The organism is Cytophaga aurantiaca DSM 3654, assembly GCF_000379725.1.
In the GTDB taxonomy this organism is placed as follows: Bacteria; Bacteroidota; Bacteroidia; order Cytophagales; family Cytophagaceae; genus Cytophaga; species Cytophaga aurantiaca.
This window is the reverse complement of the sequence record NZ_KB903664.1, coordinates 101,474-126,271: the sequence shown is the minus strand read 5'-3', so window position 1 is coordinate 126,271 and position 24,798 is coordinate 101,474. Positions and strand designations below refer to the sequence as shown.

The window sequence follows — 24,798 nt, the reverse complement described above, 5'->3', positions numbered from 1 at the left end:
GTTGGTATTCCCGCCAGCTCTGGTGTTTATTTAATGAACTAAAAACAACGCGGGCTACCAACAACCTGCTGCTCTCAAAAGTTAATCTGCCCATAGTTGTTGGTGGTCTGCGCAAACGCGCTACCTCTATCATATCATTTACTCAGGCAGAAACACCAACAACAGCCTCTATTGACCATCTCCTAAAAAATTTTGTGGGTTGTTGGCCGTTGGTACAACAACGGGTTGAGCAGTGGCTAGGAAACAACCAGCCTTATGCCTCTTACAATGCCTCTACTCTGCCCTTCACCTCTTCAATAAACGCAGCCCGTGTCTGATCATTCAAACCTGCAGTTGAGATCGGCTCACCAAACGACACCGTAACAGGTCCGCCCTTGATGGTAAAGCTTCCGCTTGGCCAGATCTTGCCTGCACCAGTGATCTTAACAGGAAGTATAGGTACACCAGCTTTTTCAGCCATTACAAACGTACCCGCCTTAAACACACCCATCTTTTCATCTAATGAACGTGTACCTTCCGGGAAGGTCATTACGCTTTTGCCATTCCGAATTAATGAACCTGCGTTGATCATACTCTGCATGGCTTTATCACGACTGCCGCGGTCGATAAAGATCATACCCATTGCATACATGTACCAGCCGATAAAAGGAACTTTTGCTATTTCTTTTTTCGCTACAAAATATACATTGAACGGAAGGGTGTAAAACAAAATGGGAATATCAATCACGGATTGATGATTGGCAACCACAATATACGATTGCTTATCTGTAGGAATATTTTCAAGTCCTTTCACCGTTAACTTAATACCAGCTAACCATAAGATTACAGGTGCCCACATCGTACGCGCCATAGCAACACCCAGATGTGTAGAAAAGGTAAGAAAGCGAACAAGTATAGAAGAGGTAATGCACAGAATAGACCATATGATCATTCCTGCTAAGCGTATGGAACTCATGCGACAGAATTTATATTAACAGCAGATGTTAATACGATTGGACTTCGATTAATGAGACAAATATCGATAAAAACTTCTTAAAAATAGTGGTATGAAAAGAAAGTTCGTGTTAAGAAATTATACATCGAATCTTTGTAACGCTTGGGTTCACAAATTGTGACTTCAAGATCATTGAATAATCTATAAAACAAAAAAGAGTCGTACTAGTTAGCACAACTCTTTTTGATATCCTGTTCCGTTTGGAATTTGTTCTTTGGAATTTAACTGCGTTTAACATGCAGATAAGGATCGTACCCGTTCAGCTCTTTTGGATACGCACCGGTACCATCATACGGACGCTTCTCGGGATGACATTTACATTCTTCTGAACACGCACCCTGCATTTTATCACCACAGGCTTCACACATCGGTTCGTGACGGTTACATACCGGATTTGCACAATTCACCATACGATCGCTTAACGTTCCGCATACATAGCATTTCGAAATGATGCTTGGATTCACTTTGTTCACGTCTGCAATTACACGACCGTCGAACACGTAACACTTGCCTTCAAAATCTTCGCCGCCTTGCTCAATACCATATTTAATGATACCTCCATGCAATTGGTATACATCTTCAAAACCTTGTTCTATCAAGAACGCGCTTGCCTTCTCACATTTGATTCCGCCTGTGCAATACGTCAATACTTTCTTGCCTTTCAGGTGATCCAGTTCTTTTATTTTCTCCGGAAAATCCCGGAAATTTTCCATATCAATTGTAACGGCATTTTTAAAACGCCCTACCTGATGTTCATAATTAGAACGCACGTCCAGCACAACCACATCATCGCGGTCTTTCATGGCTTTAAACTCTGCCGGCTCTAAATGTTTCCCCGTACGTTTTGTAGGGTCCACATGCTTCAGAGAAGAGTGAACAATTTCAGGTTTTACACGCACATATAATTTCTGGAATGCATGCCCTTCGTGTGCTTCGATCTTAAATTCCAGCGCTTCAAAACGCGGATCTGCTTTCACATATTCCATGTATTGACGGCAGCCTTCTTCCGTACCGGAAACTGTACCGTTCAAGCCTTCGCTCGCAATAATGATACGGCCAAGCAAACCAAGTTCAAGACATTTAAGGTGGTGTTCTTCCCGATAAGCATCAGGATCTGCTATGTGGGTATAGCAGTAATACAAGAGTATCTGATAATCTTTCATAATAATAACGTTGCTTAGTTTCAATCTAAGTGTTACTGCAAAATTAATTATAAATTATGAATTATGAATGATAAATTATGGGTAGATACAGTGATTCAGTCCAAAATGGGCAAAAAAAGAACAGTCAAACTTACATTTAACTGTTCTTTTACTATATAAAATTATGAATTCACTTTATTCATAATTCATAACTCATAATTTATAATTAAGCTTTCATCGGTTGTGCCGGATTACCGAACACCGTTTCTTTATCTTTCACCGGGGCAATTACTACAGAACCTGCACCTACACGGGCATTTTTACCAATGACAATACCTCCGATAATCACAGCACCGGTGCCGATAAATGCACCTTTTTCGATCTTCGCACCTGCGTTAATAATAGCACCCGCACCAATCTGAACGAAATCTTCAACTACGGCTTCAAAATCAATGATCGCGCCTGTGTGTATCAAACAGTGGCTGCCCACTTCTGCATTTGCACCAATTACAACAGCTCCATTAATAAAATTACCGTGACCGATAGAAGCAGAATGAGAAACAGAAGCGGTTGAATGAATCGCATTTACAGCCTGCGTTTGTCTGCGTTCATGAAGCATCTTCGTTAAACCTTCACGCAGCTTAGGCTCGTCGCTTGCAATGAATGCATCGCAGCTAGTTCCAATCAGTTTCAAATAGGCATCTTCGTCTGTTGAGCCTAATACCGTAACATCATTTATCTGTGTACCGTGTAATGCTTTTGTGTCATCCAGGAAGCCGTACGCTACCATGCCATTGCTTTCAAAAATTTCCAAAGCTGCTTTTCCTAATGAAGAAGCACCGAAAATAATTACTGCATCTTTCTTTTCCATATTTCAATATTTGTACAAAAATACATCATTTTTATCAAAAAGACGGAATAGATTTATTGTCTTGTTTTAATCCCGTAGGGATGAAATATCTGTAGCAAAGAAATCTATCTATTACAAATTGTACGAGTCCCATCGGGACGATATATTGTATTGTTTGTCGCTCCTCACGGAGCTCCGTGCGTAGTATTGTGTAAAATACATTTTACTACAGATATTTCATCCCTACGGGATTAATAACCAACGAGCTTAAGTAGAGGTCTTGCAATAACAACATTAAAACACATACATTTGCATACATGCGTATCAATAAAAACCTATTCATTCTTCTATCTTGCTGGTTCATGATAAACGGACTCTTGTTATATCTATTAGGAATTAAATACGCAATCGATACAACACGATTTGAATCCGAAGCAACTGCATGGATCAACGGTGAATTTGAACCCAGCTACCGGCTATGGTACTGCGGATATATTGCAATACTTTTTATTTGCAAAAGCATCTTTCATTCCATTTACCCAAGCATTATTTTTCAATATCTGCTTTCTCTCATTTCTACAGTTTTGTTTTATAAGGGATTAAGTAAATTGATTAAAAACGAACAGGCTTCATTTTATTCAACTTTATTGATTCTATGCTACATGCCCATTCAGCAATGGAACACCTGTCTGCTCACAGAATCGATCTTTATCAGTTTGCTATTATTATTTGTCTGGGCTTTCTCCATTGAAAAATTATCGCACAAATGGTTTGTACTAATTTTAATTTCCATACTTGCAGCAACTGTAAGGCCTAACGGAGGAATTTTATTTATCACTTGCATTGGCGGCCATGCCATTCAATTGATCCAACAAAAAAAAACGTTTCCTGTTTTTTTTATGATAGGAATTGCAGTGGCACTGCTGATCGTTAATTCTTTCACAGATACCTTTTATCAATTTTTATTAGACTCATTTAATAAAGGAGAAGTTATTTGCGGTTACGACCATTGGACATCGCCGCATAAAACACACATAGAAAATAATTCTTCCGGCGGAAGCATTACAAAAATAATTGATCTGATTTCTTCAAATCCGGTGAAAAGCATGCAGCTTTTTGTTGGTCGTTTCATAGCGCTCTGGTCGGATGTACGCGCCTACTACAGTCTTCCACACAATATCTTCATAGGCATATACCTGCTTACGACCTATAGTGCAGCGATTATCGGATTCATTCAGTACAGGCAACTATTCACTGAATTAACCCGGATCACGTTGCTTTACTGCGGAATAAATTCTGTATTGGTTATGGTTACCTATGCAGATTGGGACGGGCGCTTTCTGGCTCCGCTCCTCCCAATGATTTTTATCTGGTCGGGTTTGGGAATTTATTTTTCGATCCAATTTTTAAAACGTAAAAATGCAGCGTTATAAATAACACCCGAGTGTTTCAAAACGATGTATGCATATATGGGTAAATAAAAAATCCGGTATCTACTGAAACTACCTATGTTGGGAGATGCCATAATCAACAAACCTCCTGCCAATAAAATAATAAGCAGCCCAAATAGTTCTGCATTTGAAACAATTATTTTTTTAGTTACCCATCGATAGATCAAATAAAACAACAGCGCTATAAACACGTAACTTTCCAATGCTGCACATAAAGATGAGAGGTTATGAATCTGCCAGGGAAACGGACTGAAAAATGCATACAACAAAGCCTTCGGATAATTCAGTATAATAGAAGTCCATGTCCTATCCAGATCGAACGGAATGCATGCGTAAGCATCTACATATTTTGTGCAGGTAAGATGATTGCTGATATAAATAACTTCCGGGAATACGTTCCATTGCAAGGCAGGGTGCAGAAAACCCAAGCCTACAATAACCATTGCCATAACAAGTATTGAAAAAAGAACGGCATTAAAAGAATAGGAAATTTTACTGTTTATAAAATACATAAGCGTTCCCAATAAAAAGATCGCAACCAGATAATATTTCACATACCAGCACAAACAGCAGCATACAATAAATAATGTGATCGAAAAAAGATCTTTCCCTTTACTGTCTATTATTTTATTCAAAAAATAGATCAACAAAAAGAGAACGGGAAGTACAAAGGCCTCTTTCAATACACCAACCGTCCAGAACGTAAACGACGGAATAACCAATATAAGCAGCCATATTACTAAACTTGAACTGCGCTTGAATAGAGAGAGAAAGGAAACCAAACACATCGAGCCGAAGAGTGTTAGCCAAGCACCCAATAAATAATAATTATTTGCAGCAAAGGCGAAGAAAGGTATTAATACTTTTATAAAAAAGGTTGCCCGTACTTCCGCTGCAAAATATGTTTTCAATTCTGCAGCAATGTGCATGGTTTGATATTCTCCTTTTAAAAACAAAATAAGATCAAAGGGATTCTTTGCGAAACAATCAAATAACTTCACCAATGTATCGTGATAAAAAAACGGATCCAATTGATTATTATAAAGTGAATAAAAGAAAACCGATTGAAGAACGAAAAACAAAAAACGATACAAAAGCAATACTGCATAAGGCTTACGCAGATCAGGCTGCATACGCATCACAGAATAATAACAAACGAGACCTAAAAACAGACTACATAACAGCAGCAGTACTTGTTGCATTTCGTAAAATGGAATAGCCAATACTACAAGATAAACATTTTTTATGAGTACAATACATCTTATATAATTCCAACGCACTTTGACTATCAAATCCGGATGTCATTTTCATTCCAAGATCCACCCACTTGCGGGTAATCACATTGTCTTCTGCTTTCAATAAATCAATAAATTGAAATACCTGATCCCAGGTTTCTTCGCTTTTCATATAACGGGCCTGCAAAACTAAATACGGGATACATGCATTGATCAGAAATGTGTTAGTAAAATTAGTACCGATGTGCTTTGCTGAAACATGTGTTTGCTGATCGAAACGATAATGTGTATTCCAATATTCCGGCAGTTGTATTTGCAGCAACTGCTTTGCAGATTTAACATCACATACAGCTGCAAAACGATGAAACCATTCCGGATCGGAGAACAGACCTGCAAGCTGAGCGAGTCGCACTGTCGGGAAATTTCCGGGACGCGTACGAAGAAATTTCCACTCAGAAAATTGCACAACCGAATCAACCGATAACGTACGTTTTAAGTGATCAAATTCTTTTTTCAATGCATTGACATATGCTTCTTCAAACGTTTCTTCCAGCATGCCTGCCAATCCGAAAAATAATGCTTCAATCGACTTAGGTGCATAACTCAATCGATCCAGCTTATTGAAATCAATCTGCTGTGCCATACGCTCAAAGAGAAAATCATTCAGTCCCGTACCAAAGGATTTAAAAATAAGTTTCGCTGCAACATTCTTCCAATCCGGCTGATCTTTGAGTTGCAGAAACAATGTATCGGTTTTACGTTCCAGTCGTTCAACCAACACGCGTTGTTTCATCTGTTCAATAACAATGGGTTTAATGAAAGGGAACGCCTGTGCACAGGGAATCACAGCCTGACTTTCCATCAGATACCGATACGTATTCAAATGAGATGCTTCAATCCGATGCTTTAATTCCAATACAGGAATAAGCGTACCATCTGCACGTGTTATTTCTACATCCGCATCGTATACCACATGAAGGATTACGGATTCGTATGCTGCATCTGTTGAATGATGATGTCTGTTCCAATCAGATGCTTTGGTATGAATTTCAATATCGCCGCACCATTCTATTCCATTAATGCTTAGCAAGGCAAGACTGAAATCCGGACCAGCATGTGTATTCAATGTTCCGGTGCGCTTAATAATAATTGTTTCTCCGGATGTTGTTTTTAAATGTTCGACAGAAAATAACAGATTCTGCCAAAGTACCCATAAAAGTTCTTCGTTAACCATAGCTTTATTAAAAATGAATATTTAAAAAATCCCCTGTACAATGTTACATTAAATTTGTATATTCATAAAACAACTTTTGTTATGAAAGACTCTTTATTATTACGAATTACCGTTTTATTAGTATTTATTTTTCTAATCGTAATCGGTCTCATCTATGCACAGCCATTTTTGGTTCCGGTTTTCTTTGCAGGACTGCTCTCCCTATTATTGCTGCCCATATCAAAAAAGATTCAAAAATTCATTCACAACGAAGTATTTTCAATCATTTTATCCCTGATTCTTTTCTTTATTGTAATCTGCGGCGTGAGTTATTTCATTTCAACACAGATTTCAAATATTATTTCAGACTCTGACTTAATTGAAAGCAAGATCAAAACAAAAGCTCATACACTGCAGGCTACAGTTAATCAATACACCGGTATGGATGAAAAAGAGCAGGAAGCCTGGTTTGATAAAGAATCCGAACAATTGCTAAAATCCGGATTTCAAAAAGGAGCAACGCTTTTAGTTGGTGTTGGAAATTTTGTTTTTGGCCTTACGCTGGTAATGATCTATACCTTCTTTTTACAACTTTACAGAGGCAAGATTAAGCTGTTTATTTTATCACTGATTGATGAATCTGAACATGAAAAAGCACAGACTGTTATTCATAAGGTACAGTCATTGGTGATGCATTACATAACCGGTTTATGCATCGCCTTATCTATTATTGGTGTTATGAATGCGATTGGATTATCCATTTTAGGTATTGAGCATGGTATATTTTTAGGACTGCTTGCAGGTTTTCTAAATATTATTCCATACATAGGATCCTTTATTGGTGCAGGTTTGCCAATCATCATGGCATTAATCTATAAAGATTCGCTGTGGTATCCGGTGGGTGTGCTTGCCATTTTTATGATCAACCAATTTATCGACAACAACATTACTACACCAAATGTTGTGGGAGGTTATGTACGGTTGAATTCGCTTGCAACAATTTTCATTGTTATCATCGGCGGACTGATCTGGGGCGTAGCGGGCATGATTTTATTCATTCCGCTATTAGGCATTTTTAAAATATTATGCGATCACATTGAACCGTTAAAGCCGCTGAGTATTTTGCTAAGTGATGATGAGAGTAAAGAAGAGAATTTCTTTACAAAATTCTTTAAAAAATTAAAAACGAAGATTACCAGTTAAGGTAATCTTCTAAATATGTTTTCATCTCTTGTTGCATCTTATGCGCTTCAGCTTTAGCAGCTGTTGCAAAGCTTTCATCTGCACCGGCATACAAAATGTTTCGTGAAGAATTTACCAGCAGTCCGCAAGAACTGTTCAAACCAAACTCCGATACTTCCTGTAAATTGCCTCCTTGTGCTCCTACACCCGGTACCAATAAAAAATGTTCCGGAACAATCTGACGTATTTCTTTAAAGTAAGATGCCTTCGTTGCACCTACTACAAACATTAAGTTTTCAGACGATCCCCAGGATGCACACTTCTTCAATACCTCTTTGTATAAAGGCTCTGCAGAATCCTTCAGTTCAAGCTGCTGAAAATCTTTGCTACCTGCATTTGAGGTAAGCGCCAACACAATTGCCCACTTATCTTTGAATGCAAGAAAAGGTGTAACAGAATCTTCACCCATATATGGAGCAACTGTTACTGAATCAAACGAAAGCTGTTCGAAAAAAGCTTTTGCATACATGGTAGCTGTATTACCGATATCACCACGTTTTGCATCTGCAATCGTAAAGACATCTTTCGGAATCCATTCCAATGTTTTTTCTAATGATTCCCAACCAGCCTTACCTAGTGATTCGTAAAAGGCTAAGTTTGGTTTGTATGCTACTGCATAATCAATCGTAGCATCGATGATGTATTTATTGAATTCAAAGATGGGATCTTTTGCTTTCAATAAATGAGAAGGAATTTTTGCAGGATCTGTATCTAATCCAACACACAAATACGACTTCTTACGCTTAATGCTTGCTACTAATTCAGCCTTATTCATTGTTATTCCTTATCGTAAATCAATTACTTCAACACCCGGATACTTTGATTTATCAAATGTAAAAGGTGTATCATCTGCTATGGTATTTGGAGTAAATGTTTTAATGGAGTATTCATAGATATTACCATTCTTCTCAAATAATTTCCAATTCTTGATAGACTTATCAAGCTTATTGATCTCAAGACGTACTTTGAAAAATCTGTTTTTTCTGTCTTCCGGTACAAGCTCAACGATCTGATACGTTTTACTGCCTTCCACTTTATCGCCAACGTATGTATACTTGTATCCTTTCTTATACATTGTATAGATCTTATTCGGAGAGATGTCGTCATCTGCAGGATCGTAGGTAGAGATGTTCACTTCGTTTGCTTCCTTCATGTAATTCCAAACGGTAGTACCGTTATTGATAATTTCCATTTTAGGAAGCTTAATGCGATACTTCGATCCGCGCACCAGCAATTCGCCTTCAGAAACTTCATTGATGCTTGCAGAGGTATTCTTCAGTGTAAATGTAAAAGATGCTTTAAACGAAGAATACGTTTTAAATTTATTACTCATTTCATCCAGAATTGTCAATGCCTTGGGATCATATTGTCCAAATGCCAGCAACGCAATAAAAAATGTAGTTAATAAAATTAGAATGTTCTTTTTCATAATTTTTAATAAATATTCGATTGTAATAATTTTTTCTTAACGTTGATCCAATCCTTTCAAATGAGCTTCTAACGAATACTCATCTTTTATAAGGACTTCCCGGGCTTTGCTTCCTTCAAACTGTCCTACAATACCGGCTGCTTCCAGCTGATCGATCAGGCGGCCCGCACGGTTGTATCCCAATTTCAATTTACGTTGAAGAAGCGAAGTACTTCCCTGCTGATGCATTACAAGTATTTTAGCAGCTTCTTCAAACAATGGATCTTTTTCAGAGAAATTGAAGTCACCTTTCTCTTGTCCGGCTTCATCGTCGACGTACTCAGGCAATTTGTATGCCATACTGTAACCCCTCTGAGAACCAATAAATTCGCAAATTCGTTCTACTTCGGCCGTATCTAAAAACGCACATTGCAAACGGACCATATCGCCATGGGCAAATAACATATCCCCTTTACCGATCAATTGATCTGCACCACCTGCATCCAGAATTGTTCTTGAATCTATTTTAGAAGATACTTTGAAGGACAAACGTGCAGGGAAATTGGCTTTAATAGTACCTGTGATAACGTTTACAGACGGACGTTGTGTAGCAACAACCAAATGTATACCAATTGCTCGTGCAAGCTGTGCCAAACGGGCAATCGGTGTTTCCACTTCTTTACCTGCAGTCATCATTAAATCTGCTAACTCATCTATTACAAGTACAATGTATGGCAGGAAGCGGTGACCATTATTCGGATTCAATTTGCGTTCAACAAATTTCTTATTGTATTCGCGGATATTACGTACCTGCGCATCTTTCAACAGATCATAGCGCAGATCCATTTCCACACACAACGAATTCAACGTATGTATAACCTTCTTCGTATCGGTAATAATGGCATCACCACCATCCGGAAGCTTCGCTAAGAAATGTCTTTCAATTTTATTGAATAAGGTTAATTCAACTTTCTTCGGATCAACCAATACCAATTTTAATTGAGACGGGTGTTTCTTATAAAGCAACGATGCAAGAAGCACATTCAAACCAACAGACTTACCTTGTCCGGTAGCACCTGCAATAAGCAAGTGCGGAAGTTCTGCCAGATCTACTACAAACACTTCGTTCGAAACAGTCTTACCAAATACAACCGGCAATTCTTTATCTGATTTCATAAACTTTTCTGTAGACAATACAGAACGCATCGAAACCATTTCTTTATTTTTATTCGGAACTTCAATACCAATCGTACCCTTGCCTGGTATCGGCGCAATGATACGGATACCAAGAGCAGACAAACTCAAGGCAATATCATCTTCTAAGTTTTTAATTTTAGAAATACGGATACCAACTTCCGGAACGATCTCATACAAGGTAACAGTAGGCCCGATGGTTGCTTTGATGCTGGCAATACCAATATTGTAATGCGATAAGGTTTCTACAATACGATCTTTGTTTGCACTTAATTCTTCTTTTGTTACCTGAATCGCTTTGCTTGAATCGTATTCATTCAACAAATCAAACGTTGGGTATTTATATGAAGACAGATCTAAAGTAGGATCGTAATTGAATGTTTCAAGATTGCCTACATTCTCAAGGGTATCTTCTTCCTTCGGTTTTTCGACAACAAGATCCAATTCACCTTCTGCAATTGATTCCGGCATTTCCACCAATGGTTCAACAACCGGTTCTTCAATCTGCAGTTCAGAAGTACCTTTCGTTGCAACAGGTTCTTTACGTTCAATTACCCATTCTTCTTCGTCTTCTAACTCTTCTTCTTCCTCCAGTTCTTCTTCCTCTTCTAACTCTTCCTCTGACTCTTCAATTTCCTCTTCTTCGTCTTCTTCTAACTCTTCCTCTTCTTCAAGCTCTTCTTCTGTATCTTCAATATCTCCCGGCACTTCTGCTTGCAGATCTGTAACCGGCTGCGGAGCGAATAAATGAATCTTAGTTATGTTAAAGAAATAGATACCGAACGCCAGTAGCATGAACAGCAATAAAAACGGCGTTCCCCAACCAATTAAATTATCCAGGTATAAGGCAATGTCAAATCCGATTCCTCCACTTAGAAAAGCAAGAAACTTATCTCCATCTACAGACAATACAATGTATCCAAAGGCAGTACTGATCCATAATAGAAAATAAAAATTGGTTTTAATCAAGGTTCCTAAATGGATCGGAGAGCTTAAATAAATAATTCTGAAACCGACCAGGAAGAATATCGGAAGGAACAAATACGAAGCAAGACCAAACCATTTATAAATAAAAAAGTACGATAAAACTGCGCCAATAATACCTAATAAATTATCTACTTCCCGTCCCGATTCCTGTACGCTTGTATCCCAAATAGACTCGACAATGCTTTGATCGTTTCTTCCGCTAAATAAAAATGAAGTGAATGCAATCAGCAATGCAAATGAAAAAAGCATAATGAACATACCGACTACCAAATGTAATCGACGGTCTCTCAAGAAAGTCATGATTGCAGAAGGGCCTTTGGGAGCTTTTTCTTCTTCAACTTCCGGTTCCTTTTTGTCAGCCTTTGAAGCAGTATTTGTCTTATTATTTTTTTTCTGAACAGGCGTATTTTCAGCCCTATACGTATTCTCAGCCATATGTACTTAGTAACGCCTAAAGTTAACCAAAATATATGTTAGTTACCAGTTTCTAGCTTCTAGTTACTAGACAAAAGAATTCTCATTATTTGCAATTTTCAACGTCTAGAAACTAGTACCTGGCAACTAGAAACTTTTCTTCAAAATCGCTTTATTAATTGCTCCTACCAAAGCCGGTCCTTCATAAATAAACCCTGAATACAATTGGATCAGGGAAGCTCCTGCATCCAGCTTATCTAAAGCATCCTGAGGTGAATGTATTCCACCCACGCCAATAACCGGAATGGTTCCATTCGATTTTTTTACCAGATAGCGAATAACTTCTGTAGACCTTACGGCTAATGGTCTGCCGCTTAAGCCTCCCATTCCGATCGCTTCCACGTTTTCTTTCTCAGTTACCAACCCATCTCTGGATATGGTTGTATTGGTAGCAATGATACCCGCAAGTTTCGTTTCGGTAATGATTTCAACAATATCATCTAATTGCTCATTGGTCAGATCCGGAGCAATTTTCAATAAAATAGGTTTGGGAACTGCTTTTTGATTATTCACCTCCTGCAGACTGTTCAGGATCTTCTTCAGCGGTTCTTTTTCCTGCAAAGCTCTAAGTCCGGGTGTATTTGGAGAGCTTACATTCACAACAAAATAATCTACACAATCAAATAATTCATTAAACGCTTTGATGTAATCGTTCAATGCTTCTTCGTTTGGTGTGATCTTATTTTTACCAATGTTTCCACCGATCAATACCTTCGATTTTCTTTTGCGCAAACGTGCCGCAATCTCTTTCATCCCGCCATTATTGAAGCCCATTCGGTTTATGACAGCTTCGTCCTGAGGCAAACGGAATAATCTTGGCTTATCATTTCCTGCCTGTGGGACAGGTGTAACCGTACCGATTTCAATAAAGCCAAAGCCCAGTACTGAAAACTCATCTACAATCTTCGCATCTTTATCAAACCCTGCTGCCAAACCAACCGGGTTGGGAAATGTGATTCCAAAAACCGTACGTTCCAAACGCTTATCTTCAACAGAATAGATCAGTCTGAAAACACTGCTTACACCAGGGATTTTAAATAGGAACTTAATGAATGCAAACGTTATATGATGTGCTGTTTCCGGGGTGAAACAGAACAAAATTGGTTTTATTAGGAGTTTATACAAGATCGTATGCGTTTAATTTTCTACTGCAAAAATACGCAAAGACTGGATGTGAAAGAAAGGTTTGACTTGATTGTGGAAAAACTCGTTGGGGTAGCCTAACCTGACGCCAGTCTTCAGACTGGTGCCCTTCATTTTAGTAGTCTTTGACTACTTAATTATAAAGCAGTCAAAGACTGCAAAAATGCTAGACACGAGTCCCGCTTCGCTAAGACTCGCGCCAGAAAAGGGCTTGACTTGATTGTGGAAAAACTCGTGGGAGAAATCTATTTTACTTGGGGCGATGCCCCAAGCTATGCTATCTAAGCCTTTCAGGCTTATCGGTTCACATGAGATACTTAGGCTGTAAGCCTGAAATATTCGAACTAGGGGCATCGCCCCTAGAAAACATCAATCCTACGATCTCGGATGGAAATCCTTAATGATCTGCTTTAAATAATCCCGATCCAGATGGGTATATATTTCTGTAGTTGTAATGGATTCGTGACCAAGCATATCCTGAACGGCCCGTAAATCTGCACCGCCTTCAATTAAATGTGTCGCGAAGGAATGGCGAAAAGTGTGCGGACTGACGGTTTTATTTAAACCTATTTTCGTGACCAGATCTTTAATGATCGTAAAGACCATCACGCGGGTCAATTTATTTCCTCTTCGATTTAAAAAAACATAATTTTCGGCACCTTTTACAATGTCCAGATGACAGCGTATTTCGTTTTTGTAAATCGTAATAAATTTTCTGGCTTCTCTGCCGATTGGCACCAAACGTTCTTTATTCCCTTTCCCAAGAACTTTTATAAATCCATCTTCGAAAAACAAATTCGAAATTTTCAATTCTACCAGCTCTGTAACACGTAAGCCACAACTGTAAAGGGTTTCAAGCATCGCTCTGTTGCGGACGCCTTCCGGTTTTGATTGATCAATAGCCTGCAACAACTGTTCGATTTCAGGAAACGAAAGGGTATCCGGAAGCTTGCGTCCTAGTTTTGGACTATCAATCAACGACGATGGATCTTCATCACGGATTTCTTCCATGAGTAAAAAACGGAAGAACGATTTTATACCGGATAAAATACGAGCCTGCGAATAAGCGGACATACCCAGTTCGGTAATGTATTCTAAAAATTGCTGAATATGCTTTCCCTTTACCTGCATAGGCCCGATTGAAGGTTCTGTCAATTCCAGATATTGCATAAACTTTACAATATCGTGCTCGTACGCTTCGACTGAATTACCCGACAAAGAGCGTTCAATTTTTAAATAATCTCTAAACTGCCGTATCAGGATCTTCCAATTCATGGTGTAAGTTATACGTTTTAAGTTTTAAGTTTTAAGAAAACGCCACAAATAAAATTTGATTATAATTTCAATGGTTTTAATACACCCAAAACTATTTTTCATAAAAAGTTAAATAGATACACTCTTAGAACTTAAAACATAAAACTTATAACTTATATTTACTTTATGAAAATACTCATTCTCAACGGTCCTAATCTGAACCTGCTTGGCAAACGCGAACCGGGTATCTATGGCTCAGCATCTGCTGAAGACATTTTTAATGAATTGAAACAACTTCATCCATCTGTAACATTCACGTATTTTCAGTCGAATGTTGAAGGTGAACTGGTAAACAAGCTGCACGAAGTTGGTTTTGACTACGATGGCATTGTATTTAATGCCGGTGCATACACGCATACCTCTATTGCAATTGCTGATGCAGTAGCGGGAATTAAAACACCCGTTATTGAAGTTCATATTTCAAATGTATATGCCCGCGAAGAATACAGACACAAAAGTCTGATGGCAAAAAACTGTGCAGGAATCATTACAGGTTTCGGTATGAAAAGTTACGCATTAGCTGTTCATCATTTGCTAAGTAAATAATATGTTAAATTTCTATCCCGGTCCATCCAAATTGCACGCACACGCAAATATACATGTGCAGGAAGCCATTGCGTCCGGTATACTCAGCATGAATCACAGAAGCATTGAATTCATGGAGCTGTACAAGCAGGTACAGGAAAGATTTGAAACATATTATGACCTGCCTAAAGGTTATCGCGTATATTTTACTTCATCTGCAACAGAGTGCTGGACGATCCTTGCACAATCATTTCCCAATCGTTCCTTTTTACATATTTATAATGGATCGTTTGGAAAAAAATGGATGGAGGTTTCGAAGCAATTGTCTATTGAACATGAATCTGTTGTTTTTGATATTCATTCAGAACTTAATGTACAGACTATTGATGATTCTATTTCTGCAGAAATCGTTTGTACAACACTTGCAGAAACTTCTAACGGAACATTTTTATCGCACCATATTCAGTCAGATATCCGTGAAACATTTGCGGATAGCTTAATTGCTGTGGATGCGACTTCAGCATTAGCGGGCATAGCTGTTAAATGGGAACATGCCGATATCTGGTTTGCATCTGTACAAAAATGTTTTGGTTTGCCATCCGGATTAGGTGTACTTATTTTATCGCCTCAAGCGCAACATACCATTGAACACAGAAGCAAAGACATCCAGTACAATTCATTAAAACGTATTGTAGAAAATGGTTCTACTTTTCAGACAACACATACACCTAATATTTTAGGCATCTATTTATTATCTGAACGATTAAAAGAAATAAACAGCATTCAGTTTTTACAATTAAAAGAACGAATGGATTATTTATACAATCATTTTTCAGCGCATGCATCCTTAAACCCTTTGATCATTGAAAAAGAGGTACAGTCCCCTACAGTGCTAACATTGAAAGGTGATGAAGACTATATCAAGCAAATAAAAAAATCCTTAAAAGAACAAGGTATTATTATCGGCAGCGGATACGGCATCTGGAAAGAAAATACCATACGCATTGCAAACTTTCCTGCACATACGGATGAAGATTTCAAGGAGCTGTTGTTAGCGATTTGACAATTGTCTGAACCACTGATTAATCTGATGTAAATGATTACAATGATTTCTTTCGCTAACTTATCGTAGCGCTATTTGTGACTTTTTATAGCTTTAGCTGCATTTCAAATTTATATCTGATGACATTTTAAACCCATCATAAAAATCATCTAATCAGGTTAATCAGCGCCTGTCCCGCTTTAGGAGCGGAAGTTCAGACATTACAAATTCAAATAAAACTCTTTTAACGCATCCACAAACTGTTGCGTATATTGATTATCAACATTTCGAATAATAAATTTTTCTTCTACATTATTCAAATGCTTTGCATCTTTCCGTGCATGCAACACATAACGGATCAACTTACTCTCATTATCAGACATCTCCTGAAACCTTTTTATATAAAGCCCTGCATCAGCAGCTGCTTTAATAAAATGCGTCTCTTCATAAATACTGATAAGCAGATAAGCATCTCCTTCAGACTTTAACATAAAATGTATGATCTGCATCAATTCATCGATCAGCAAATGTGATTGATGCAAGGCCATGTCTTTAGAAGTATTTCCGGTTTTAAGCGAAGAAGAAAAAAATGGAGGATTGCAAATAATTAAATCGTATTGCTTGGGTGTAAATTTAAAGTAATCCTGTATCGAACAGGTATGTAATTTTATACGTGCGTCCCACGGACTGTTAAAAAAATTATCCTGCGCCTGTTGTGCTGCCTCTTCATTCATTTCAACAGCATCAATGAATACTTCATCCGTAGTGCGCTGCGCCAGCATCAATGCCAACAGGCCGGTTCCGGTACCAATATCTAAAATAGATGTAACTTTTGAAACAACTGGAATAGTAGCTCCAAACACGCATGAATCGGTGCACACTTTCATGGCAGCAGATTCCTGCTTTACTAAAAATTGTTTGAATTGGAACCAGGAGTTGGCCATACTTAACGCGACAAATGATCTTTGTTTAACAAACCATTTTCTGTCTCGTATCCAAAATCAATCAGCTTACCCGGACCATCTGCTGCTTCAGTAGCAAGTACATCACAACGTTCGTTTTCTTTATTGCCCGCATGCCCTTTCACCCATTGAAAACGAATTTTATGTTTACTCGAAACATATAAATAGCGTCTCCACAGGTCTTCATTTTTTTTATCCTTAAAATTCTTTTTTACCCAGCCCATCAACCAGCCTTTTTCAACAGAGTCAATTACATATTTAGAATCTGAATAAATCAATACTTCATGACCGGGATCTTTCAGTGCTTCTAAACCTGTAATAACAGCAAGCAGTTCCATGCGGTTGTTTGTAGTCATGCGAAAACCGCCACTAATCTCTTTACGGTGCTGCTTAAACATCAACACAACACCAAAGCCTCCCGGACCGGGATTGCCTCGTGAAGAACCGTCTGTATATAAAGTAATCATGCTACGAAGGTAAGAGTTTTAGTTGCCAGTTGCTAGTATTTAGTTGCAAGAACAAAGTAGTGCGACACCGATGGGGTCGAAATAATTTAGCTATCATTGTGCTATAAACATGTGACTCCTCTGGAGTCATTACGCATAATCTGATATTTGGTAAAGTTTATACGAGATATCAATTGAATACCAAACATTCAAGTATTAAAACGAATATTTATTAGAAATGACTCCAGAGGAGTCACATGTTTATAGGAAAAAATCACCACCACCCGATACCGACCCCAGCGGGGTCGAACATACAATTATTCATACCATTCAAAAAGATATTCAGATTTAAATTCTATGTTAAACTTAGTAAGAAATTCTTCATACTCTTGTTTAAATGTCTTATTCGTATGATGTTGTTTTTGATTCATAATATAATGAATCACGTTATCTAAAGATGAATGACTATATGAAAATGCACCAAAACCTTCCTGCCATTGAAATTTATATGGCGATAATTTATTATCTTTAATATAGGCGTTAGAAGCTTTTTTTATCTCTCTAATTAAATCTGATAAACAACAGGTAGGTTTCATTCCTATCAAAAAATGAATATGATCCGGCATGCCATTTATTGCAATCAGTTTGTGATTTTGAACAACACCCGCAATATATTTATATAATTTTTCCTCCCATGAATGTTGAACTTGGCACTCACGGCCTTTAACTGCAAAAACAACTTGAATGTAAATTTGTGAAAATGTATTTGGCATAATGATTAAAAATTAGCTGAACTGATTGTACAAATGATATAACTATTGGTGCGACCCCGATGGGGTCGATATTACAAAATTATCATTTTGCTATAAACATTTGACCCCGTTGGGGTCATTACTACAAACATTATTTTTCAATATTAACATACGATAAAAAATAAAATCTCAACTAAATATCAACTCATACTTACAACACATTCGATATTTTATTTTCACGATACAATTGAATCATTTTCACTGCAATCAAAATTGCGGCAAACACGAACAACCATGTTACTCTGGCTTGCAAGCGATCGTATACATTGGCAAGTGCTGCCGTAAAAAATGCGTTCCAATAAATGCTAAATACAATAAATAAACAAAATACTTTTAATTCTTTCGATAACTGATTTTGAATACACGCAAACCAAAAAATACAAACCGACAATAGCAAAACAACATAATTGATAACATTTAATAAATCAAAATCAAGGTGACGAGTATTCTGCTCAGAACTCAGAAATGCAGGCAATTCTGCTGCTACATGATCTCTGATTGGCCAGAATGGTGCTGAATTATATCCATATTGAGACAAACCTGCTCCGATATTTATTTGAAAAAACTGAATAACCGATTCCCGAATACCGTAATATAAAAAACGGCTTAAATATTTTGGTGTAGTAAAAATATCTTTTACAACCGGCTTGCATACTTCATTATTTAAATAGTGCCATTTCTCTTCACCTGTTGCTTGCGCTCCATTAAAATGTGTGCGCGAAACTTTATTCAAAGCACTTTGATCATTCCAGATAAAATCAGCTGCTGAATTTGATAAACTGTCTGTATACCTGCATAACGGCGATGGTGCTGATGCACATTGATCTTGCAAATATGTTTTTAGCAAGCCCGTCTCTGAAAGTCTTCCGGTAAGAAAAACATCAGACGAGTGTGAAAAAACAAAGCCTTGATTGTTTACATATGATTGCAGACAAATCGACACAAAGCCTGCGATTGCGACACCACAAACGACTAAACTTTTCAAAACCGTTGTTTTCAATGTATTTATTTTAAAGAAATACATCAACGCTGCAATTGTACCAGTCGAAAAAATAAGGATCGGGAAATTACTAAAATGTGTCATTACAAAGAAGAATAAAATACCCATATAAAACCATTTATAGTTACTTACAGACGTGAAAAATAAATACAGAATCAAAATTATAAATGGTGTAAAAATATCCGGCATGATTTGATTTGAGTACCATGGAAGTGAACTTGCAAGAAGCAATATTGAACAGACAGCCATGTGAATGTAAATTACTTTTTCGACTTCAAAAAATCGTTTAATGATCTTCCATATTAATATTGTCGCAATTAAATTCTGAAATAAAATAATAGGCCACAAGCTCAGTTTCATTGAAACAAAACGCATGATGAATCCATAACCAAAAGGTCTATCCATAGGTACATTTCGTTTATCAAACAGCGTAACGAGATAGGTTCCTGAATCCGAAACAAACAACGGATACTTATTATACAATGCAGGTATAGATAACAGCACCGTAGTAAATAAAAATTGGAATAAGAGTCTTTTATCAAAAGACCACTTTTGTATAGAATCGTTTATCATAATTTCATTTCTTTAAAACAAACACCTAAGCTTTCTAACTTAGATAAAATAGTTTTAGCCAGCAAAGGATCAACAGGTATCACGACACCCCGTTCAGAAATATTTCCATTCAAAAATAAATCAATGCTTATTGCTAATGGTAGGCCCACAGTCTTGGCCATAGCAGTACGTTCGCTGTCTTCCCCATCTACAATCATAGAACTTTGAATGGTCTGCTTCTCTCCTTTCAACACATAAGAAATGCGGTGAATCATAACAATGCGATCGCAATCTTCTGCTTCCAATTTCCATTTTTTTTCAATAACAGACTGAAGGATTGTGGCAGCCGTAGCGGCTTGGGTGGCAATTTCAGTGTCAGACAATAAGCCTAAGGATTCAAGAAATATAGTTGCCTCTGAAGCATTCTCCTGAAACAATTCTTTTAATTTATCTTGAATAGTTTCCGTCCCCTCTAACAGAAAGTGCTGTAAAAAACTTCGTCCTGTGCGGGACGGATCTTCTTTCAGAATAATGGAATCATCTGTTAAGCCAAGCTGCACCAGATAATTCCAGCCTTCGCAAAAGCCCGGATAGCGCAATGTGCCGCGCACAAAGGTCTCTGCAGATTCCAATGCATAGAGTTTCTGGTAACTCAATGAATCCCGATTCGGATATCCTTCATATACATTCGTATCTGAAAGCTTCCAGATAGAAGGGTTTGTAAACAATCTATGATAGGGAACGATTTTTACAATGCCATCTTCCAGATAATGCGCAGCAGCACCTTGTCCGGCTAATACCACATTGCGTGGATTCCAGGACACTTTATAATTCCATGGTGGATTTGTATTGGATGGGTGTACCAATCCTCCTGTATAGGATTTAAAAGATGTTATTTGAGCACCTTGTTCTTTTAATGTATGTATAAGCGTGATGGCAGACATATGATCAATGCCCGGATCCAGACCACACTCCATCATAAACAACAAGCCCTGGCTCTTAGCTTGCTCGCTCATTGCCTTGACCTCCGCACTTACATAGGATGCTGTAAATAAATGTTTATTCTCATCCAGACACAATTTAGCAACCATCGTATGGAAAGCAGGCGGTAACATGGACACAACAATCGTTGAATTTGAAATTACCGGTAATAAGGATGCTTCATTAATTTCAGATCGAATGAAACGGATCTTTGAAAATTCCCTGCTGCGCTTTTCTACCAATGCTTGTTGTGCATCCAGCGCAGTAACAGCAATATCATCCGAAGCTATATATTCATTCAGGTATTGAAGTAAATAATAGGTTGATCGACCGATTCCAAGGATTAAGATTGTTTGCATGGTTAAAGATATAAAAATGTGAGAAGTTTTAACTAACAAAACCTATGAGGTCTTACCAATAAACAAAAAATGATTTGGATATGTCGAGGTGATTATTAAAAGACCTCATAAGTTTCTCTCTAAAATATTAAAAAAACCTGACCGTTACCGATCAGGTTTTTTTAATATTTTAGAGAGTCGTTAATTACTTAACAACTACTAATTCAGTTTTAGCAGGAGTACCATCTAAAACGTACGTAACAGTGTACATACCTTTAGCTAAACCAGCAGCATCAAATACTGTAGCATCGCTAAGAGAAGAAACAGTACCGAAGTTTTTAGTAGCAATTTGCTTACCAACCATGTCCGTAACGATCATTGTTACTGAAGCAGGATTTTGTAATGTAATGTTAACTTTAACATCACCTGATGTAGGGTTAGGATAAACTACAGAAGATGCAATGTTAGCAGCTGCAGCAGTAGAAAGAATATCATTACCGATCCAGATATCAGTGATAGAGAATGTAACAGCACCTTCACCGCCATTCAACCCAGCATTGTTTACTGAAAAACCTACTTTGTAAAGTGAATCAGCAAATTTCTTAGTCATGAAGTTACCAGCAGTAGCTATCGGATCACCATACTGACCAATTGTATTACTGAAAGAACCTAAAGCAATACTTACTGTTTGGTAGTTACCAGCAGTTGTACCAGCTGAAAGATCAACAATATAACCTTGAACGTTTGTTGAATCTTTTGATTCTAATTGAATCTTAATTTTTGGGCCCGGGCTAGCACTTTTAATTTTAAAGTTGAAGTAGTAAACAGACAGTGAACCGCCAGAAGCAGTAACATTTGTTCCCCACGGCTTACCAACGTTAGCAGTTTGGAATGAACCATTACCGAAACCACCTACATAATAACCACCTGATGCAGCTGAACGAGAACCTGTTGCTGTGATTGTTTGTACACCAGAAATAGTAACTGTATCAACAAACAAACCACCATTGATAGCTGGAGGGTTTGCTACATTTGGGTTGTTCGGATTTGAATCCGGTACACCGAAGTTAAAAGGAACACCTGTAATTTGAGTAGCACCAGTTGCTGAATTCCAAAGTACAACATGATTTTGTGCATTTGCAACCATTAAAGCCGCAAGCATTGATAAAGAAAGTAAAAATTTTTTCATACTAGTTTAAATTTATGTTGTTTACTTAATTGATGTCAATCGTATTTCAAATATATAAATTTTAATGTCGATGCATAATAAATAAAACTGTAGAGGCGTTTTACGTTTACTAAACTCAGTTCTTTTAATATATTTCCTGCCATGAATCAGTTATGAGAAAAATCTTTTTTTGTTTACTTATTTTCATTTCATTCCAATCATTTTCTCAGATCTCAATTGGATTTACGGGAGGGGTTATCCTTCCTTTACAACATGTTCCTGATACATCACTAAGACCAAGCTCCGCTTCTAAACTTGGTGTAGAATTTATTTTTGGTTTAAATACGCACTGGAAAATACGTACTGGACTAGAATATGTATCCTTTTCTTTTTCAAACTCTTTATATAAACCATATTATTCATATAACATGTATCATGCACAATATCTTAGCATACCTGTTGGTGTACGCTATGTATTTAATGGTAGCAAGCTAAAACCTTTTATAGATGGTGCATTAAGCTTCATGAGCAACATCGGACATAATAAAAATAATTCTAGTTCTCTTCCACTTACACTTGATCCGAAACCGAATTCGCTTGTTTTGTCTCCTGCAATTAACGTAGGTGTTTTATGTAATCCTTCAGATAAAATTTATGCCTCTTTCATGATGGGTTATGCAATGCAAACAGGAAATGTATATGAACTCAAAAACACTACTAATAAAGCAAAAAATGTTCGATGCAATGGTTTAAATGCAACCTTATCTATAGGATATAGTTTTAGATAGTTTTGTTTTCAGTCAATTTTGTTTTTTTAGTTACAATATTTTGCGTAATTCCGTAGAAATGAAATATCTGTAACACCAAAAAGATAATAGTAGAGTCGCACAAAGACTATTATATTAATCGATATCAGTTATATTAATCGATATCAGTCGCTCCTAAACTGGAGTTCCGTGCGTGCAATAATAGTGTTCGCAGGTTTTTATAGATATGTACTCCTCCGGAGTCATTACACCTTATCGACTATTTTATTGAATATATTTATTAGTGATAATTCAAAATTAAATTGAATACCAATTAGTAATAAACTCCAGAGGAATCCAATCGCCATTGTGGATATAAATTCCAATTGCCCCGTGAGACTGCAATTCTTAAGTTGCACTTTTCATCAAAATAACAATAACCGCTTCTAGTAAACAATCCTTTTTTACCCTTACATCCATTCAGACAAGGCAATAAAAAAACCCTGACCGTTACCGATCAGGGTTTTTAATATTTTAGAGAATCGTTAATTACTTAACAACTACTAATTCAGTTTTAGCAGGAGTACCATCTAAAACATACGTAACAGTGTACATACCTTTAGCTAAACCAGCAGCATCAAATACTGAAGCATCGCTAAGAGAAGAAACTGTACCGAAGTTTTTAGTAGCAATTTGCTTGCCAACCATGTCCGTAACGATCATTGTTACTGAAGCAGGATTTTGTAATGTAATGTTAACTTTAACATCACCTGATGTAGGGTTAGGATAAACTACAGAAGATGCAATGTTAGCAGCAGCTGCTGAAGTTGAAGCAACGATACCAGCTTTAGAAGTACTGATCCAGATATCAGTGATAGTAAATGATACAGCACCTTCACCACCATTTAAACCAGCATTGTTTACTGAGAAACCTACTTTGAAAAGTGAATCAGCAAATGCTTTCGTCATGAAGTTACCAGTAGTTCCGATTGGATCACCATACTGACCGATTGTATTACTGAAAGAACCTAAAGCAATACTTACTGTTTGATAGTTACCACCAGTTGTACCAGCTGAAAGATCAACAATATAACCTTGAACGTTCGTTGAATCTTTTGATTCTAATTGAACCTTAATTTTTGGTCCCGGGCTAGCACTTTTAATTTTGAAGTTGAAGTAGTAAGTAGCCATTGATGATCCAGGAGTACCAGTAACATTTGTTCCCCAAGGCTTACCAACGTTAGCTGTTTGGAATGAACCATTACCCATACCACCTACATAATAACCACCTGATGCAGCTGAACGAGAACCTGTTGCTGTGATTGTTTGTACACCAGAAACAGTAACTGTATCAACAAACAAACCACCATCGATAGCTGGAGGGTTTGCTACATTTGGGTTGTTCGGATTTGAATCCGGAACACCGAAGTTAAAAGGAACACCTGTAATTTGAGTAGCACCATTTGCTGAATTCCAAAGCACAACTTGATTTTGTGCATTTGCAACCATTACAGCTGCAAGCATTGATAAAGAAAGTAAAACTTTTTTCATACTAGTTTGAATTTATTTTGTTTAATTA

At 37.3% G+C, this 24,798-nt stretch carries 22 protein-coding genes; 5 read left to right on the top strand and 17 right to left on the bottom strand.

Translation table 11 applies throughout. The annotated features are described in order from the left end of the window. Positions 1–262 precede the first annotated feature (262 nt). From A3EE_RS20905 to A3EE_RS0117540, 3 genes are all read right to left on the bottom strand, one after another. Entirely contained in the window at positions 263–955 is a 693-nt protein-coding gene (locus A3EE_RS20905; protein WP_018344751.1) for a lysophospholipid acyltransferase family protein, read from the bottom strand. Positions 956–1,215: 260 nt separating this feature from the next. After that, a complete protein-coding gene (gene trhO / locus A3EE_RS0117545; protein WP_018344750.1) occupies positions 1,216–2,157 on the bottom strand; it encodes an oxygen-dependent tRNA uridine(34) hydroxylase TrhO in 942 nt (313 codons plus the stop codon). A gap of 205 nt (positions 2,158–2,362) precedes the next feature. Next, positions 2,363–3,007, bottom strand: coding sequence for an acetyltransferase (locus A3EE_RS0117540; protein ID WP_018344749.1), 645 nt, complete (start codon positions 3,005–3,007; stop codon positions 2,363–2,365). 341 nt (positions 3,008–3,348) lie between these two features. Here A3EE_RS0117540 and A3EE_RS0117535 point away from each other — a divergent pair, with 341 nt between their 5' ends. Continuing rightward, on the top strand, positions 3,349–4,419 hold the full coding sequence (locus tag A3EE_RS0117535) for a hypothetical protein (RefSeq protein ID WP_245553860.1): 1,071 nt from the start codon (positions 3,349–3,351) through the stop codon (positions 4,417–4,419). Here the strand turns inward: A3EE_RS0117535 and A3EE_RS0117530 are convergent. Both A3EE_RS0117530 and A3EE_RS0117525 read right to left on the bottom strand, forming a co-directional pair. After that, on the bottom strand, positions 4,374–5,639 hold the full coding sequence (locus A3EE_RS0117530; protein WP_157447088.1) for a hypothetical protein: 1,266 nt from the start codon (positions 5,637–5,639) through the stop codon (positions 4,374–4,376). The two genes, A3EE_RS0117535 and A3EE_RS0117530, sit on opposite strands and share 46 nt — an antisense overlap. Then, positions 5,611–6,906, bottom strand: coding sequence for a DUF2851 family protein (locus A3EE_RS0117525; protein WP_018344746.1), 1,296 nt, complete (start codon positions 6,904–6,906; stop codon positions 5,611–5,613). Before A3EE_RS0117525 ends, A3EE_RS0117530 begins: the two co-directional genes overlap by 29 nt. 81 nt (positions 6,907–6,987) lie before the next feature. On the opposite strand from A3EE_RS0117525, the gene A3EE_RS0117520 reads away from it, so the two are divergent. Beyond that, entirely contained in the window at positions 6,988–8,088 is a 1,101-nt protein-coding gene (locus tag A3EE_RS0117520; RefSeq protein WP_018344745.1) for an AI-2E family transporter, read from the top strand. Here the strand turns inward: A3EE_RS0117520 and pyrF are convergent. The 5 genes from pyrF to xerD all read right to left on the bottom strand — a co-directional run bounded on the left by pyrF (position 8,078) and on the right by xerD (position 14,608). Next, entirely contained in the window at positions 8,078–8,902 is an 825-nt protein-coding gene (pyrF, locus tag A3EE_RS0117515) for an orotidine-5'-phosphate decarboxylase (RefSeq protein ID WP_018344744.1), read from the bottom strand. The two genes, A3EE_RS0117520 and pyrF, sit on opposite strands and share 11 nt — an antisense overlap. Before the next feature lie 9 nt (positions 8,903–8,911). Beyond that, positions 8,912–9,556 carry an outer membrane lipoprotein periplasmic chaperone LolA1 gene (lolA1, locus tag A3EE_RS0117510; protein WP_018344743.1) on the bottom strand — a complete coding sequence of 215 codons (645 nt, stop codon included), beginning with the start codon at positions 9,554–9,556 and terminating at the stop codon, positions 8,912–8,914. Positions 9,557–9,592: 36 nt separating this feature from the next. Continuing rightward, a complete protein-coding gene (locus A3EE_RS0117505) occupies positions 9,593–12,151 on the bottom strand; it encodes an FtsK/SpoIIIE family DNA translocase (protein ID WP_018344742.1) in 2,559 nt (852 codons plus the stop codon). Between the two features lie 126 nt (positions 12,152–12,277). Further along, on the bottom strand, positions 12,278–13,315 hold the full coding sequence (locus A3EE_RS0117500) for a quinone-dependent dihydroorotate dehydrogenase (protein ID WP_026209850.1): 1,038 nt from the start codon (positions 13,313–13,315) through the stop codon (positions 12,278–12,280). 393 nt (positions 13,316–13,708) lie between these two features. Continuing rightward, a complete protein-coding gene (gene xerD, locus A3EE_RS0117495) occupies positions 13,709–14,608 on the bottom strand; it encodes a site-specific tyrosine recombinase XerD (RefSeq protein ID WP_018344740.1) in 900 nt (299 codons plus the stop codon). Positions 14,609–14,773: 165 nt separating this feature from the next. Here xerD and aroQ point away from each other — a divergent pair, with 165 nt between their 5' ends. Then, positions 14,774–15,193, top strand: coding sequence for a type II 3-dehydroquinate dehydratase (gene aroQ, locus A3EE_RS0117490; RefSeq protein WP_018344739.1), 420 nt, complete (start codon positions 14,774–14,776; stop codon positions 15,191–15,193). Position 15,194: 1 nt separating this feature from the next. Further along, complete coding sequence (locus A3EE_RS0117485) at positions 15,195–16,235, top strand: aminotransferase class V-fold PLP-dependent enzyme (protein ID WP_018344738.1); 1,041 nt, start codon at positions 15,195–15,197, stop codon at positions 16,233–16,235. Positions 16,236–16,435: 200 nt separating this feature from the next. On the opposite strand, the gene A3EE_RS0117480 is transcribed toward A3EE_RS0117485, so the two are convergent. The 6 genes from A3EE_RS0117480 to A3EE_RS0117455 all read right to left on the bottom strand — a co-directional run bounded on the left by A3EE_RS0117480 (position 16,436) and on the right by A3EE_RS0117455 (position 22,494). Then, on the bottom strand, positions 16,436–17,158 hold the full coding sequence (locus A3EE_RS0117480; RefSeq protein WP_018344737.1) for a tRNA1(Val) (adenine(37)-N6)-methyltransferase: 723 nt from the start codon (positions 17,156–17,158) through the stop codon (positions 16,436–16,438). 2 nt (positions 17,159–17,160) lie between these two features. Further along, positions 17,161–17,643: a ribonuclease HI gene (gene rnhA, locus A3EE_RS20900; RefSeq protein ID WP_018344736.1), complete on the bottom strand. Its 483-nt coding sequence runs from the start codon at positions 17,641–17,643 to the stop codon at positions 17,161–17,163. 296 nt (positions 17,644–17,939) lie between these two features. After that, positions 17,940–18,395, bottom strand: coding sequence for an IS200/IS605 family transposase (gene tnpA / locus A3EE_RS0117470; RefSeq protein WP_018344735.1), 456 nt, complete (start codon positions 18,393–18,395; stop codon positions 17,940–17,942). A gap of 190 nt (positions 18,396–18,585) precedes the next feature. Continuing rightward, the gene (locus A3EE_RS0117465) at positions 18,586–20,007 is read right to left on the bottom strand and encodes a glycosyltransferase family protein (protein WP_018344734.1); all 1,422 of its coding nucleotides are present in this window, start codon (positions 20,005–20,007) and stop codon (positions 18,586–18,588) included. Next, complete coding sequence (locus A3EE_RS0117460; protein ID WP_018344733.1) at positions 20,004–21,326, bottom strand: saccharopine dehydrogenase family protein; 1,323 nt, start codon at positions 21,324–21,326, stop codon at positions 20,004–20,006. Before A3EE_RS0117460 ends, A3EE_RS0117465 begins: the two co-directional genes overlap by 4 nt. A gap of 184 nt (positions 21,327–21,510) precedes the next feature. Beyond that, entirely contained in the window at positions 21,511–22,494 is a 984-nt protein-coding gene (locus tag A3EE_RS0117455; protein WP_018344732.1) for a T9SS type A sorting domain-containing protein, read from the bottom strand. 152 nt (positions 22,495–22,646) lie between these two features. Here A3EE_RS0117455 and A3EE_RS0117450 point away from each other — a divergent pair, with 152 nt between their 5' ends. Beyond that, complete coding sequence (locus tag A3EE_RS0117450) at positions 22,647–23,261, top strand: outer membrane beta-barrel protein (protein ID WP_018344731.1); 615 nt, start codon at positions 22,647–22,649, stop codon at positions 23,259–23,261. A gap of 507 nt (positions 23,262–23,768) precedes the next feature. Here A3EE_RS0117450 and A3EE_RS0117445 read toward each other — a convergent pair. Further along, positions 23,769–24,770: a T9SS type A sorting domain-containing protein gene (locus A3EE_RS0117445; protein ID WP_018344730.1), complete on the bottom strand. Its 1,002-nt coding sequence runs from the start codon at positions 24,768–24,770 to the stop codon at positions 23,769–23,771. Positions 24,771–24,798 lie beyond the last annotated feature (28 nt).